The sequence below is a fragment of the Amycolatopsis sp. cmx-8-4 genome (genome assembly GCF_046548675.1).
Lineage (GTDB): Bacteria > Actinomycetota > Actinomycetes > Mycobacteriales > Pseudonocardiaceae > Amycolatopsis.
The window spans coordinates 250,921-265,326 of the sequence record NZ_JAEBDZ010000008.1; the positions used below are offsets into that span (position 1 = coordinate 250,921).

At 71.7% G+C, this 14,406-nt stretch carries 15 protein-coding genes; 10 read left to right on the plus strand and 5 right to left on the minus strand.

Going from position 1 to position 14,406, the window contains the following annotated elements:
- Window positions 1-190 precede the first annotated feature (190 nt).
- The 7 genes from ACLJQZ_RS19585 to ACLJQZ_RS19615 all read left to right on the plus strand — a co-directional run bounded on the left by ACLJQZ_RS19585 (window position 191) and on the right by ACLJQZ_RS19615 (window position 6,880).
- Window positions 191-883, plus strand: coding sequence for a hypothetical protein (locus ACLJQZ_RS19585; protein WP_410621409.1), 693 nt, complete (start codon window positions 191-193; stop codon window positions 881-883).
- Window positions 884-940: 57 nt separating this feature from the next.
- Entirely contained in the window at window positions 941-1,996 is a 1,056-nt protein-coding gene (locus ACLJQZ_RS19590) for a sensor histidine kinase (protein ID WP_326946796.1), read from the plus strand.
- Window positions 1,993-2,748, plus strand: coding sequence for a LytR/AlgR family response regulator transcription factor (locus ACLJQZ_RS19595; RefSeq protein ID WP_247061713.1), 756 nt, complete (start codon window positions 1,993-1,995; stop codon window positions 2,746-2,748). Before ACLJQZ_RS19590 ends, ACLJQZ_RS19595 begins: the two co-directional genes overlap by 4 nt.
- Window positions 2,745-3,092: a hypothetical protein gene (locus ACLJQZ_RS19600; RefSeq protein WP_410621410.1), complete on the plus strand. Its 348-nt coding sequence runs from the start codon at window positions 2,745-2,747 to the stop codon at window positions 3,090-3,092. The genes ACLJQZ_RS19595 and ACLJQZ_RS19600 overlap by 4 nt, the downstream gene beginning before the upstream one ends.
- Window positions 3,092-4,816 carry a cation acetate symporter gene (locus tag ACLJQZ_RS19605; RefSeq protein ID WP_410621411.1) on the plus strand — a complete coding sequence of 575 codons (1,725 nt, stop codon included), beginning with the start codon at window positions 3,092-3,094 and terminating at the stop codon, window positions 4,814-4,816. The genes ACLJQZ_RS19600 and ACLJQZ_RS19605 overlap by 1 nt, the downstream gene beginning before the upstream one ends.
- Before the next feature lie 70 nt (window positions 4,817-4,886).
- Window positions 4,887-5,249, plus strand: coding sequence for a DUF485 domain-containing protein (locus tag ACLJQZ_RS19610; protein WP_410621412.1), 363 nt, complete (start codon window positions 4,887-4,889; stop codon window positions 5,247-5,249).
- Entirely contained in the window at window positions 5,249-6,880 is a 1,632-nt protein-coding gene (locus ACLJQZ_RS19615) for a cation acetate symporter (RefSeq protein WP_410621515.1), read from the plus strand. The genes ACLJQZ_RS19610 and ACLJQZ_RS19615 overlap by 1 nt, the downstream gene beginning before the upstream one ends.
- 67 nt (window positions 6,881-6,947) lie before the next feature.
- Here ACLJQZ_RS19615 and ACLJQZ_RS19620 read toward each other — a convergent pair whose 3' ends face one another.
- Together ACLJQZ_RS19620 and ACLJQZ_RS19625 are read right to left on the minus strand one after the other, a co-directional pair.
- On the minus strand, window positions 6,948-7,688 hold the full coding sequence (locus ACLJQZ_RS19620; protein ID WP_410621413.1) for an isocitrate lyase/phosphoenolpyruvate mutase family protein: 741 nt from the start codon (window positions 7,686-7,688) through the stop codon (window positions 6,948-6,950).
- Window positions 7,685-8,146, minus strand: a complete 462-nt coding sequence (locus ACLJQZ_RS19625; protein WP_410621414.1) for a carboxymuconolactone decarboxylase family protein — start codon at window positions 8,144-8,146, stop codon at window positions 7,685-7,687. The genes ACLJQZ_RS19620 and ACLJQZ_RS19625 overlap by 4 nt, the downstream gene beginning before the upstream one ends.
- A 45-nt stretch (window positions 8,147-8,191) precedes the next feature.
- Here ACLJQZ_RS19625 and ACLJQZ_RS19630 point away from each other — a divergent pair, with 45 nt between their 5' ends.
- Window positions 8,192-9,562, plus strand: coding sequence for a PLP-dependent aminotransferase family protein (locus ACLJQZ_RS19630; protein WP_410621415.1), 1,371 nt, complete (start codon window positions 8,192-8,194; stop codon window positions 9,560-9,562).
- A 496-nt stretch (window positions 9,563-10,058) separates the two neighbouring features.
- Here the strand turns inward: ACLJQZ_RS19630 and ACLJQZ_RS19635 are convergent, their stop codons facing one another.
- Entirely contained in the window at window positions 10,059-10,787 is a 729-nt protein-coding gene (locus tag ACLJQZ_RS19635) for a peptidylprolyl isomerase (RefSeq protein ID WP_410621416.1), read from the minus strand.
- Between the two features lie 196 nt (window positions 10,788-10,983).
- Between ACLJQZ_RS19635 and ACLJQZ_RS19640 the strand changes: the two genes are divergently transcribed.
- On the plus strand, window positions 10,984-11,535 hold the full coding sequence (locus tag ACLJQZ_RS19640; RefSeq protein WP_410621417.1) for a DUF6939 family protein: 552 nt from the start codon (window positions 10,984-10,986) through the stop codon (window positions 11,533-11,535).
- Window positions 11,536-11,591: 56 nt separating this feature from the next.
- On the opposite strand, the gene meaB is transcribed toward ACLJQZ_RS19640, so the two are convergent.
- Entirely contained in the window at window positions 11,592-12,557 is a 966-nt protein-coding gene (gene meaB / locus ACLJQZ_RS19645; RefSeq protein WP_326946787.1) for a methylmalonyl Co-A mutase-associated GTPase MeaB, read from the minus strand.
- Complete coding sequence (locus ACLJQZ_RS19650) at window positions 12,558-13,745, minus strand: acetyl-CoA C-acetyltransferase (RefSeq protein WP_410621418.1); 1,188 nt, start codon at window positions 13,743-13,745, stop codon at window positions 12,558-12,560.
- Between the two features lie 137 nt (window positions 13,746-13,882).
- On the opposite strand from ACLJQZ_RS19650, the gene mce reads away from it, so the two are divergent.
- A complete protein-coding gene (gene mce, locus ACLJQZ_RS19655) occupies window positions 13,883-14,338 on the plus strand; it encodes a methylmalonyl-CoA epimerase (protein WP_410621419.1) in 456 nt (151 codons plus the stop codon).
- Window positions 14,339-14,406: the final 68 nt, after the last annotated feature.

The following is a 14,406-nucleotide window of genomic DNA, read 5'->3' on the forward strand; positions in this document are numbered from 1 at the left end:
TCCGGTCCGTCAGAGGCCCCGTGAGAGGTGTGCGCACCACTCACAGGGCCTCTGATCTGGGCTTTCCCCCGTTGCCGGTCACCGTCGTGGGGGAACCGTTCACCGCATGACCCATTCCCCCGGACGGCCGACTTCCGTCACACTGGCTGCACATGCATCAGCACATGCATGTGTCGCCGGGAGGGGTGCGATGAACTACGAACGGCCGGCTGTGCACCGGACGATCTTCGCGGTGGACGTGGAGGGGTACGGCGACCCGCGCCGGACCACGCCGCACCGGTTGGCGCTGCGCGAGGGCCTCTACCGGGCGCTGCGCCGGGCCTTCGACGACGCCGGTGTCCCGTGGGCGGGCTGCCGGACCGAGGACTGCGGCGACGGCGTCTTCGTCCTGGCCCCGCCGGAGATCCCCAAGGGGCCGTTCGTCGAGTACCTGCCCAACGCGCTCGCCGTGGCGCTGCACCGCCACAACCGCACGCACCACGCCGAGGCGCGGATCCGGCTCCGGATGGCGCTGCACGCGGGCGAGGTCGCCTACGACGACAACGGCGTCACGGCGCCGGCGATCAACCACTCGTTCCGGCTCCTGGAGGCGCCTCCGCTGAAGAAGGCCCTCAAGACGTCGCGGGGCGTGCTCGCGCTGATCACGTCGGCCTGGTTCTACGAGGAGGTCGTCCGGCACAGCGACGACCTCGACCCGACGACGTTCCGGCCGGTGCGGGTGGCGGTGAAGGAGACGCGCACGACGGGCTGGATCTCGCTGCCGGACCGGCTCTTCCCGAGCCGCCTGGCCGAGGTGCCGGCCCCCGCGAGCGGTGAATACAGCACGTGGCGCCGCTTCCGGCGGCACGCCAAGGTGCTCGCCGACCAGGACGAGAGCCTCTAGCCCGGGGACCGCACCGTAGGATCTACTGCCCTGGACACCGTCGCCGAGGGGAGCCCGATGACCGCGCTGCACCTGCGGGCGGCGTCCCGTGCCGATCCGCTGCCGGTGCTCGCCGCGGCCCGCCGGATCACCGACGACCTGCGCGACGGCCTCTCCGGCACCCGCGCCCGCCGCGCCGCGCACGGCCTGCGGCGGCTGTTCGGCTTCCCCGGCGTCGGCCTCACCGACCTGTCCGGCGTGCTGCTCTGGTCGGGCCGTCCCGGGCCGGACGACGTCGTCGCGACGGTCCTGGACGGCGTCCTGCACAGCGAGGAGCCGGGCTCCGCCGACGACGTCCTCGTGCTGCCGCTGCACGCCCACGACGAGCTCGCCGGGGCGCTGCTGGTCGTCGGCGACGTCCGGGACTCCGTCGCCGGCCAGGCCGCGGACCTCGTCATCCGGGCGCTGGAACGCGGCCGGCTCGAGGCGTCCGCCGAACAGGCCGCGCAGGCCGAGCTGCGCGCGCTGCGGGCCGAGATGTCGCCGCACTTCGTCTACAACGCGCTCACCGTCATCGCGTCGCTGGTGCGTTCGGACCCCGACCGCGCGCGGGACCTGATGCTCGACTTCGCCGACTACACGCGCTACAGCCTGGCCCGGCACGGCGAGTACACCGTCGTCGCCGAGGAGTTCCGCGCGATCGAGACGTACCTGGCGCTGCAGCGCGCGGTGCTGGGCGAACGGCTGCGCGTCCAGGTGCGGGTCGCACCGGAGATCCTCGCCGTCGCCGTCCCGTACCTCGTGCTGGAACCGTTGGTGGAGAACGCGATCCGGCACGGTATCGAGCCGCGCCCGGAGGCCGGGCTGGTCCAGGTGCACGGCCAGGCGGAAGGGAACGACTGCGTGATCTTCGTCGAGGACGACGGGGTCGGCATGGATCCGAAGCGGGCCGCGGACCTGCTCGCCGGGCGCGTCGGCGAGGACGACCCGGCCGGTCTTGGATTGGCCAATGTGGACAGACGGCTGCGGGACGTCTACGGCGCCTGGTACGGCCTCACCGTGGAAACCGAGGTCGGGGCGGGCACCCGGGTGATCGTCCGGGTGCCGCTGTTCCAGCCGGGGGTGCTGCCGTGACGGGCCTGCGCGTGCTCGCCGTCGACGACCTGCCGCCCGCGTTGGACGAACTCTGCCGGATGCTGCGCGAAGCGCCCGAAGTCGGCGAAGTCGTCGGCGCGAGTGACGCGCTGAAGGCGTTGAAGCTGCTTCAGGCCGACCGGTTCGACGCGGTGTTCCTCGACATCTCGATGCCCGGTCTCGACGGGCTCGAACTGGCGTCGCTGCTGGCGAAGCTGAGCGAGCCGCCGGTGATCGTGTTCGTCACGGCGCACGACGGCCACGCCGTCACCGCGTACGGCATCGGCGCGGTCGACTACCTGCTCAAGCCAGTCCGGGCCGAACGGCTCGCCGCCGCGCTGGCGAAGGTCGGCCGGATGGCCACGCCGTCTTCGCGCTCGACCCCGGACGCGATGGCCGCACTGCCGGTCGAGTCCGGCGGCCGCACCCGCTACGTCCGCCGCGACGACGTCCTGTTCGTGGAGGCGCACGGCGACTACGTCCGGCTGCACACGCGCGGCGGCGTGCACCTGGTGCGGATGCCGATCTCGCGGCTCGAGGAGTATTGGGAGGGCACCGGGTTCAGCCGGGTGCACCGCGGGTTCCTGCTCGCCGTCGGCGCGGTGCTGGAGCTGCGCAGCGACAGCGCGGGCGGGCTGCTCGCGCACACCGAGGCGGGCGACGTCCCGGTCAGCCGGCGTCACGCCCGCGACCTGCGGGACAGGCTGCTCGAAGCCGCCCAGCGCGGCCGGCTCGGGCCGGGCGCGCGATGAGCAAGATCCGGCGGGTGGCCGTCACCAGCCCGCAGACGCGCCTCGCCCATGCCCGCCGTCGCTCACGCGGCCGCTGGCGCGTCCCGCGCTTGCCACCGGCGGAGACCCAGCGCGCCACCGCGCTATACCGCGCGCAGCGCCGGCACGGCCTGCCCGCGCTGGTGCTGATGTTCGCGCTGCTGCTGGGCCTGCCGGGGGTGTTCGCGATCTTCCCCGGCCTCGACTCGGTGCGGTTGCTGGGGATTCCGCTGTCCTGGCTGATGATCGCGGTCCTGCCGTACCCGTCGATGGCGCTGCTGGCGCGCTGGCAGCTGCGCCGCGCCGAGCGCATCGAGGACGAGTAGTGGGCGTCGCGCTCGCCGTCGCGCCGGTCGTGCTCATGACGCTGCTGATCGGCGTCCGCGGGGTCGCCGCGATGCGCACGACGTCGGACTTCCTGGTGGCGTCCCGGCGGATCTCGCCGCTGGTCAACTCGGCCGCGGTGTCGGGTGAGTACCTGTCGGCGGCGTCGTTCCTCGGCGTCGCGGGGCTCGTCGTCAAGGACGGCATCGGCGCGCTCTGGTACCCGGTCGGTTTCACCGCCGGCTACATCGCGATGCTCGTGCTGGTCGCCGCGCCGATGCGGCGCTCGGGCGCGCTGACCGTGCCCGACTTCGCCGAAGCCCGGCTCAACTCCCCCGCCCTGCGCCGCCTCGCCGCGGTAGTGGTGCTGGTGATCGGCACGATCTACGTCGTCCCGCAGTTCCGCACCGCGGGTCTCGTGCTGACGGCGGTGGGCGGCACGCCGTACTGGGTCGGCGTCGTGCTGGCCGGCGCCGCGGTCAGCGTCACCCTCGCCCTGGGCGGGATGCGCGCGGCGACGTACGTCCAGGCGTTCCAGTTCGTCCTCAAGCTGCTGCTGTTCCTGATCCCGGCGATCTGGCTGGTGCTGCAGGCGGGCGCGGTGAACCGGGCCGACGCGCTGAACCCCGTCGAGTTCACCCACTTCACCCGCGAGACGCCGGTGAATTTCGAAGTCGACGTCACCATGGTGATCCGCGAACCGACCGCCGTCGAACGCAACGGCGTCGCGGAAACCTTGCCACCAGGCGAGTTCACCGCGCACAGCCAGGACGTCGTCGTGTTCGGCGAAGGCACGGCGGTGCCCGCGGTCCGCGGCGGCGCACCGCTGGGCGGCCAGGACTGGCGGCGCCCGCTGCTCGACCTCGGCGACCAGGGCTACCCGCTGCTGGGCACGTGGTCCGTGCTCATCGCGACCATGCTCGGCACGATGGGCCTGCCGCACGTGCTCATGCGCTTCCACACCAGCCCGGACGGCCGCGCCGCGCGCCGCACCGCCGCGATCACCGTGGCCCTGCTGGGGATCTTCTACCTGTTCCCCGGCATCTACGGCGTCCTCGGCCGCGTCCTGGTCCCCGGGCTCTACCTCTCCGGCGCGACCGACACCGTCGTCGTCGCCCTGCCGTACCAAGTGGACAGTGGCTGGGCCGGCGGGTTCTTCACGGCGTTGCTGACCGCGGGCGCGTTCGCCGCGTTCCTGGCGACGTCGCTCGGGCTGCTGCTGGTGATGTCCGGGGCGCTCGCCCACGACCTGGTGCCGGGTGGGCTGCGCCGGCTGCGGTTCGCCGTGTTCGGCGTCGCCGGCGTGATGGTGCTGCTGGCCCTGCGCTCGGCCGAGCTGGACGCCGGGGTGCTCGTCACGTGGGGCTTCACCGTCGCCGCGTCGACGTTCTGCCCGCTGCTCGTGCTCGGCATCTGGTGGCCGCGGCTGACCGCGGCGGGCGGGATCGCCGGCGTGCTGACCGGGCTGATCGCGTCGTCCGGCTCGATCCTGTTCGCCCTCGCCGGCCCGCAGCTGCACGGCTGGGTGGCGATCCTGGTGCAGCAACCGGCACCCTGGTCGGTACCGCTGGCGTTCGGCGTAATGGCGCTGGTCTCCCTGCGCGGCCGGCCCCCGCTCTGGGCGACGTCCGCGATGCTCCGCCTGCACCTGGACGAACCCCGTTCGGCCAGGCCGCGCGACCGTTCGTCAACCGTTCGTCGTCTCGCGAGGCTGTTGAGCCGCTGATTCTTCACGCGAGCCTTACTCCTCCCTACGGTGACGCGGACCACATTCCGCAACGTCGCGAGGGAGCAGCATGAGCACGACGGAACCCGGCGGACCCCCGGACACGGCCGACGCCATCTGGGAACGCGCGCACGAAAGCACCGAGTTCCGGGAGCTGCGCAGCCGACTGCGCCGGTTCGTCTTCCCGATGGCGGCGTTGTTCCTGCTCTGGTACCTGCTCTACGTCCTGCTCGCCGACTACGCGCACGGCTTCATGAGCACGAAGGTGTTCGGCAACGTCAACATCGGCCTGATCTTCGGTCTCCTGCAGTTCGTCTCGACGTTCGTGATCACCGGGCTCTACGTCCGCTACGCGAACCGCCGTCTCGACCCGATCGCGGAGAAGATCCGCGAGGACATCGAAGCCGACAACACGAAGGGGGAGCAGGCGTGATCACCACCATCGCCGCGGGAGTCGAAGGCAGCAGCCCGCTCCTCAACATCAGCATCTTCGGTGTGTTCGTGATCATCACGCTGGTGATCGTGTTCCGGGCCAGCCGCAACAGCAAGACGGCGTCGGACTACTACGCCGCCGGCCGCGCGTTCACCGGCCCGCAGAACGGCATCGCGATCTCGGGCGACTACCTGTCCGCGGCGTCGTTCCTCGGCATCGCGGGCGCGATCGCCATCTACGGCTACGACGGCTTCCTCTACTCCATCGGCTTCCTGGTGGCCTGGCTGGTCGCGCTGCTGCTGGTGGCGGAACTGCTGCGCAACACCGGCAAGTTCACGATGGGCGACGTCCTGGCGTTCCGGATGAAGCAGCGTCCGGTCCGCGCGGCGGCCGCGACGTCGACGATGGTCGTGTCGTTCTTCTACCTGCTGGCCCAGATGGCCGGCGCGGGCGGCCTGGTCGCGCTGCTGCTGGGCATCGAGGGCAAGACCGGCCAGTCGCTGGTCATCGTCATCGTCGGCGTGATCATGATCGCCTACGTGCTCATCGGCGGCATGAAGGGGACCACCTGGGTCCAGATCATCAAGGCCGCGCTGCTGATCGTCGGCGCGCTCGTGATGACGCTGTGGGTGCTCGGGAAGTACGGCTTCAACTTCTCCTCGCTGCTGCAGGGCGCGGTCGACAAGGCGGGCAAGACGGGTGAAGCGCTGCTCGGCCCGGGCAAGCAGTACGGCGCCACCGGAACGTCCAAACTGGACTTCTTCTCCCTCGGCATCGCGCTGGTGCTGGGCACCGCGGGCCTGCCGCACGTGCTGATGCGCTTCTACACCGTGCCGACCGCCCGCGACGCGCGCCGCTCGGTGGTCTGGGCGATCGTGCTGATCGGCGTGTTCTACCTGTTCACGCTGGTGCTGGGCTACGGCGCGGGCGCGCTGGTCGGCCCGGACAAGATCAAGGCCGCCCCCGGCGGCGCGAACTCGGCGGCACCGCTGCTCGCGCTCGAACTGGGCGGGCCGGTCCTGCTGGGACTGATCGCGGCGGTCGCGTTCGCCACGATCCTCGCCGTGGTGGCGGGCCTGACGATCACGGCGTCGGCGTCCTTCGCGCACGACGTCTACGCCAACGTCATCAAGAAGGGCAAGGCGACGCCGGGTTCGGAGGTCAAGGTCGCCCGGATCACCGCGCTGGTGATCGGCGCGGTCGCGATCCTCGGCGGCATCCTGGCCAACGGGCAGAACGTGGCGTTCCTGGTCGCGCTGGCGTTCGCGGTGGCGGCGTCGGCGAACCTGCCGACGATCCTCTACTCGCTGTTCTGGAAGCGGTTCAACACCCAGGGCGCGCTGTGGTCGATCTACGGCGGCCTGGCCATCACGATCATCCTGATCGTGTTCTCCCCCGCCGTTTCGGGCAAGCCGATCGACCCGAAGACGCACAAGAGCGCGTCGATGCTTCAGGGCGTCGACTTCCACTGGTTCCCGCTCGACAACCCGGGCCTGGTCTCGATCCCGATCGCGTTCTTCCTCGGCTGGCTCGGCACGGTCCTGTCGAAGGAGCACAACGCGAAGAAGTACGCCGAAATGGAGGTCCGCTCCCTCACCGGCGCGGGCGCCGAGAAGGCCGTCTCCCACTAACGGCCGCCCGACACCGAAGGCCGTCGCGAGGGTGTTCCCGATCCCCTCGCGGCGGCCTTCGGCCATTTCAGTACGGCAGGGTGCCCTTGGCGACCTCGGCCAGCGTGTCGGCCAGGAACTTCCGGGTGTGGCCCCACAGGCCGCCGCCCAGCGAGATCCGCGCCACGCCCAGCTCGGCCAGGCCGGCGATCCCCGGGCTGCCCGGCCACGCGGGCGCGTTGACCGCGCCGCCGACGCCTTGCACGAACTCCGCCAGCACGTCCGGGGTCCGCAGGTGGATCGGGTAGACGCAGTCGGCGCCGGCCGCGAAGTACGCCTTCGCCCGGGCGACGTTGGCGGTCAGCACGTCGTGGGGGTCGCTCGCGCCGCGGAAGGCGTCGACGCGGGCGTTGATCACCAGTGCGTCACCCGCCGCTTCGCGCAGGGCGGCGATCCGGTCGGCCTGCACGACGACCGGCCGGACCTGCCCGGTGGCGCTGTCGGTGTCCTCGAAGTTGAGGCCGACCGCGCCGATGTCCAGGAGCCGGCCGGCCAGCTCGGCGCCGGACAGGCCGTAGCCGGACTCGGCGTCCACCGTGACGGGCACGCCGACGGCCTTCACGATCCGCGCGGCGGCCGCGAACATCTCGTCGACCGGTGCCTGCTCCCCGTCCGGGAACCCGAGAGCGGCCGCGACGGCGACCGAACTGGTCGCGATCACGGGGAACCCAGCGGCCTCGACGGCCTTCGCGGTGTCGGCGTCCCACGCGTTCGGCAGGACCAGCGGCGTGCCCGGGACGTGCAGGGCCTTGAGCGCGGCGGCGCTCACGCGTCACGCTTCGGCAGCGGCGTGTGGCTGGTGACGGCCATCCGGTTCCAGCTGTTGATCGCGATGACCTCCCACGCGATGGCGCGGTACTGGTCTTCGGTGAACACCTCGGCCGCGGCCTCGTAGACGTCGTCGGGGACGCTCTGGGTCGCGGACAGCTTGGTCATCGCCTCGGTGAGGGCGAGGGCGGCCTGCTCCTGCTCGGTGAACAGGGTCGTCTCGCGCCAGCCGTCGAGCACGAACAGCCGCCGCGGCGACTCGCCCGACTCGAGCGCGTCGCGGCTGTGCATGTCGAGGCAGAACGCGCAGCCGTTGAGCTGCGAGGCGCGCATCTTCACCAGTTCCAGCAGCTTGTGGTCGACCCCCGCGTTCGCGGCGGCCTTCTCCACCTCGGCCTGCACGTTCGCCATCGCCTTGTAGATCCCGGGCGCGTGCCCGAGTCCGATTCGCTTCGTCATGGTTTCACGCTAGCCCGAACTGGCCCACGAGTATGGTCCAGTCACATGGCAGATTCGTGGACCAGTTCCGGCCTCGACGTCCACCTCGACTGGCAGCCGGAAACCGGGCGCCCCGGCTTGGCCGCGGCGATCCGGGCGGCCATCCGCGAGGGCCGCTGGCAGCCGGGCGCAACTGTGCCGTCGACCCGGGCGCTGGCCCAGGACCTGGGCATCGCCCGCGGCACGGTGACCCGCGTCTACGCCGACCTCGCCGCCGAGGGCTACCTGCACACGGCCCAGGGCGCCCCGACCCGCGTCGCGACGGCGGGCGCGCTCCCCCAGTCCGCGCCCCGGCCGGCGCCCCGCGACCCGGCCCCGCGCTGGGACCTGCGGCCGGGCCGCCCGGACCTGACGGCGTTCCCCCGCCAGGCCTGGATCATCGCAACCCGCCGCGCCCTGCTGCGCACCCCGGCGGCGGCCTTCGGCTACGAGTCGGAACTCGGCGCCCCGGAGCTGCGCGACACGCTCGCCGCGTACCTGGCCCGCAGCCGCGGGGTGGTCGCGGACCCGGCGCGGATCGTGGTGTGCCACGGCTATTCCCACGCGATCGCCGTCCTCGCGAGGGCCCTTGTGGGCCTCGGCATCACCGAGATGGCCTTCGAAAACCCGTCTTTGCACATGTACCGCGACATCGCGGCGGCGCAGGGCCAGCGAATCGTCGGCGTGGAGGTCGACGAACACGGCATCGACGTGTCCGCAGTGGACAGTCCGGCGGTGGTCGTCACGGCGGCACACCAGTACCCCACGGGTGTGACGCTGGCCCCGCACCGCCGCACGCAGCTGACCCGCTCGGGCGCCCTGATCCTGGAAGACGACTACGACGGCGAGTTCCGCTTCGACCACCAGCAGGTCGGCGCCCTGCAGGCCCTGGCACCGGAGCGGGTCATCTACGCAGGCACAGCAAGCAAAACCCTGGCCCCCGCACTCCGCCTCGCCTGGCTGGTCCTGCCACGTTCCCTGGTAGAGCCGGTCCGCGCGGCCATGTCGGACAGCGGCTCCCGCCCGGCGATCCTGAACCAGCTGGCCCTGGCCGAACTGATCGACTCGGGCGCCTACGACCAGCACATCCGCCGCTGCCGGGCGGAGTACCGAGCCCGCCGCGCCCGGCTCCTGGAAGCCCTGCCGGACTCAGTACGCCCCCACGGCATAGCGGCGGGCCTCCACCTCCTGCTGATGCTCCCCCCAGAGGGCCCCACAGAAACAGAAGCCATGGCAGCCTGCCGCCGCCGCGCAATCGGCATAGAAGGCCTGGGCACCTACTGGATGGACCCAAACCGCCCCGGAGGCCTGATAGTCGGCTACGCGGCACCCCCCAAACACGCCTACAACGGAGCAGTCCAAACCCTGGTAGAGGCCCTCTGGGAAATCAACACCTGACCCTCACGCGCGACTCACCTCCCAGCCACGGGCCAGCCCCTCCAGACACGCGAACCGACCCCCCAAGTACGCGAACCGACCCTCCAGGCACGCGAACCGACCCTCCAGGCACGCGAGTCGACCCCTCAATCACGCGTGATGCCCGTTCAATCACACGAGATGCCTCGCCGATCACGCGAATCCCGCCGCCAATCACACGAGTCCCGCCTCCGGTCACCCGAGTTCCGGCCCCAATCACGCCAATTACGACCCCAATCGCGCGAATTCCGGGCCCAACCACGCCAGAACCGAGTCAGCCGCCCGAGTTTCTGGGCCCAGCAACCCGAGTTCCGGCCCCCATCACGCCAGTCCCGCTCCCAACCACATGAGTTCCGGCCCCCATCACAGCAGGCCAGCCGAACCACCAGACCGGCCCAACCGCGCCAGTTTCGCCATCAATCACGCAAGCCCGTACCGATCCCGCGGGCCACCCCGTCGAGGTGGCCCGCGGTACCCGTCAGAACCAGCAGTCGGGCCGCACCCGCAGCAGTTCCGTCTTCAGCACCGGCGTCCCGTCGACGGGCGCCGGGTCGTCCGCGGTCGGCTGAATACCGGCGGCGGCAACCTTGTCCAGCGTCCGCAAGCCCGCGGCGCCGACCGTGCCGAACACCGTGTAGTCCGGCCGCAGCGCGGAATCGCCGTACACGACGAAGAACTGCGAGCCGTTCGTCGCCGGACCCGCGTTGGCCATCGCCAGCAACCCCCGCGCGTAGACCCGGCGCGCGCCGGTCGGGTCGGTGGGGGCCGGCGGCAGGTCCACCGGCAGCTCGTCCTTGTACTTGTAACCCGGCCCGCCCTCGCCGGTCGCGGTCGGGTCGCCGCACTGCAGGACCTTCAGCGTCGGGTACGACGTCAGCCGGTGGCACACCGTGCGGTCGTAGAACCGGTGCTGCGCCAGGTGCAGGAAGCTCTGCACCGTGCACGGTGCCTTCGCGCGGTCGAGCCGCAGCGGGAGCGCGCCCTGGCTGGTCGGGACCGCGACGTCGACCTTGCCGCGGTCCGGGGTGTGCCGCGGGTCGGGCGGCAGCGGCACCGGCCGGGAAGCCGGCTCGTCCGGCGTCTCGGTGTACTGGCAGGGGCCGTGCGTGGTCTTCGGCGGTGGCGCGGTGTCGGCCGCGGCGGCGACGCCGCTCCCGGCCGCGAACAACGCGCCGACCGCCAGCGCGGTGACCAGTGCTTTCTTCATCCTGCACGCCCTCCCAGTGATCGCCCGGTTCCGGAGCGTCCCGCAGTCTAGGGCCCGCCACCGACAAGAAGAACCGGCAAAAGTCGCCCATGTCATCCACTCGGGTGAACCGCGGCGCCGGACCCCGGAAATTGTCGGACCCCCGGAGCACGATCTCGATCACGCGGCAAAGCGCCGCCCGGCGAAGGGGGAAGTCATGACGGTCCACGTGGTCAACCGGCGAAGAAACACCGTGGCGGCAAGCCATCCCGGCGCGCTGATCGCGGACGTGACGTCGCGCGGTCCGGAGCCGTGGGTGCGGTTCAGCCCGTTCTACCCGCACGGCGGGATCCCGGTGCCCTACTCACCTGGCGTCGAGAGCGCGTCGGTCGAAGGGATCTGGCAGGCGCTGAAAGTCTTCCGCGGCACCGGAATCGACGTCGGGAAGCTGGGCGTGACGTCGATGAAGGGCCTGAAGCGCACGGTCCGCAAACACGGCGAGGTGGTGGGTCACCGCACCGGCGTCGAAGGCTCGGAGCTGCTGGCGTACGAACAGGCCCGTAGGCGGATCTACCTGCCGTCCTACCGCTGGGTCCTGGAGAACAAGCTGGCCGACCTGGTCGGCGAACTCCGCGAAGCGAGCGCGGAGCGGGACATCGTGCTGCTGGACTACACCACGAACGGCGAGGTCGAGAACCTGTCGAAACCGTTGTCCCACGCGGCACTGCTGAGAACGCACCTGACCGGGGAGTGGCCGTGGGCGCTCTGATCCTCCGGCTCATCAGCCGCGTAGTGCGCCGCTTCCGTCCGACCGCGGAACCCGCACTAGCTCCGCAGGTCCGCGATCAGCGCGTCCGCGGCGGCGAACGGGTCCAGCTCCCGGGCGACGACCCGCTCGGCCACGCCGGCCAGCCGACCGCCACCACGCAGGTCGGTCAGCTCGGCTCGCAACCGCCGGAGCGCGATGGCCTCCACCTCGTCGCGGGCCCGCGCCACCCGGCGGCGGCCCAGCTCGTCGTGGGCGACCAGCCAGTCGTGGTGCTCGGCCAGCGCGCGGACGACGTCGTCGACTCCCTCGCCCTTGGCCGCGACCGTCCGGACGATCGGCTGGCGCCAGCTCGGCCCGCGGATCTCCCGGCGCGCCAGCGAGATCATCTGCTTGAGGTCGTGCACCGTGGCCTCCGCGCCGTCGCGGTCAGCCTTGTTGACGACGAAGACGTCGGCGATCTCCAGCACCCCGGCCTTGGCGGCCTGGATCCCGTCGCCCATGCCCGGAGCGAGCAGCACCACGGTGGTGTCGGCCAGCTTCACGACGTCCACTTCGGACTGTCCGACCCCGACGGTCTCGATCAGCACCACGTCGAAACCGGCGGCGTCGAGCACGCGCACGGCCTGCGGGGTGGCCCACGAAAGCCCGCCGAGGTGCCCGCGGGTGGCCATCGAGCGGATGAACACGCCGGGATCGGTGGCGTGCTCGGTCATCCGGATCCGGTCGCCGAGCAGCGCCCCGCCCGAAAACGGCGAAGACGGGTCGATCGCGAGCACCCCGACCCGCTTGCCCTCCGCGCGCAGCGCCGTCAGCAAAGCCGACGTCGAAGTCGACTTGCCGACGCCGGGCGGGCCGGTGAGCCCGACGATCCGGGCCCGCCCGGTGTGCGGCGTCAGCGCTCGCGCGATCTCCGCGACACGCGGGTGGGCGTCCTCGACGAGCGAAAGGAGCCGCGCGACGGCACGGGGTTGCCCGTCCCGCGCGCGGCCGACCAGATCGTCGAGGTCGAGTGCGCCGGCCACTTACGCGGACGGCACCCGCAGCAGCAGGGCGTCGCCCTGGCCACCGCCACCGCACAGCGCGGCGGCACCGAGCCCGCCGCCGCGGCGGCGCAGCTCGTGGATCAGGTGCACGGCCAGCCGCGCCCCGGACGCGCCGATCGGGTGGCCGAGCGCGATGGCGCCGCCGTTGACGTTGACCTTCTCCGGGTCGATGCCGAGCTTGTCGGTCGACACCAGGCCGACGGCGGCGAACGCCTCGTTGATCTCGACCAGGTCGAGCGCGTCGGCGGTGAGCTTCTCCTTCGCCAGCGCGGCGAGGATGGCGTTCGACGGCTGCTCGTGCAGGCTCGCGTCCGGACCGGCGACGACCCCGTGCGCACCGATTTCGGCGATCGCCGTGAGTCCCAGCTCCTCGGCCTTGGCCTTGCTGGCCACGACCACCGCGGCGGCGCCGTCGGAGATCTGCGAGGCCGACCCCGCAGTGATGGTGCCGTCGGCGGCGAACGCGGGGCGCAGCTTCGCGAGGCCTTCGGCGGTGGTGTCGGCGCGGACACCCTCGTCGGTGTCGAAGACGACCGGGTCACCCTTGCGCTGCGGAATGGAGACCGGCGCGATCTCGTCGGCGAAGTAGCCGTTCTTGATGGCTTCGGCGGCGCGCTGGTGGGAGCGCGCCGAGAACGCGTCCTGCTGCTCGCGGGTGACGCCGTAGCGGGAGTTGTACTTCTCCGTCGAGGCGCCCATGGCGACCTGGTCGAAGGCGCAGAAGAGACCGTCGTAGGCCATGTGGTCGACGAGCGTGGTGTCGCCGTACTTGAAGCCGGAGCGGGACTTGGGCAGCAGGTGCGGCGCCTGGGTCATCGACTCCTGGCCACCGGCGACGACGATGTCGAACTCGCCGGCGCGGATCAGCTGGTCGGCGAGCGCGATGGCGTCGAGGCCGGAGAGGCAGACCTTGTTGATCGTCAGCGCGGGCACGCTCATCTGGATGCCCGCGGCGACCGCGGCCTGGCGGGCCGGGATCTGACCGGCGCCGGCGGTCAGCACCTGGCCCATGATCGTGTACTGCACCGCGTCCGGGGCGACCCCGGCGCGTTCGAGGGCCGCTTTGATCGCGACCCCGCCCAGTTGCGCCCCCGTGAGGTCCTTGAGGGACCCCAGCAGGCGCCCGATCGGTGTACGGGCGGCACCCAGGATCACGGAACCGGACACGGCGTCCTCCAAGCTTCGGCGCATGGGCAGTTCGCTCGACCATACCCGGGGGGTGGGCTTCTTGATGGAGCCAGTGTGAGGCGGGGCACGCGACGATTCCGGCTCGACGCCGTGCCGCGGCCGCCTATCCTGCCTCCATGAATGACGCCCTGCGGCCGTTCGTGACGGCCATCGACCACGTCGGCATCGCGGTCCCGGACCTGGACGCGGCCATCGAGTTCCACCGCGCGCACTTCGGCCTCGAAGTGGCGCACGAGGAGGTGAACGAGGAGCAGGGAGTGCGTGAGGCGATGCTGCGCGCGCCCGGCACGGCGGGCACGGAGACGCAGATCCAGCTGCTGGCCCCGCTGCGCGACGACTCGGCGATCGGCAAGTTCCTGGCGAAGAGCGGGCCGGGGCTGCAGCAGCTGGCGTACCGCGTGTCCGATGTGGACGCCGCTGCGGCGGCACTGCGCGGTCAGGGCCTGCGCCTGCTGTACGCGGAGGCGAAGCGCGGTACGTCCAACAGCCGGGTGAACTTCGTCCACCCGAAGGACGCGGGCGGCGTTCTCGTGGAGCTGGTGGAGCCGGCCAAGAACGGCTCCGCGCACTAGCGCCGACGCGGAACCCTGCCCGGCAGAACAGGTCCGGCGCGAAACCGCGCATGCGGGGCGGGGCGGCC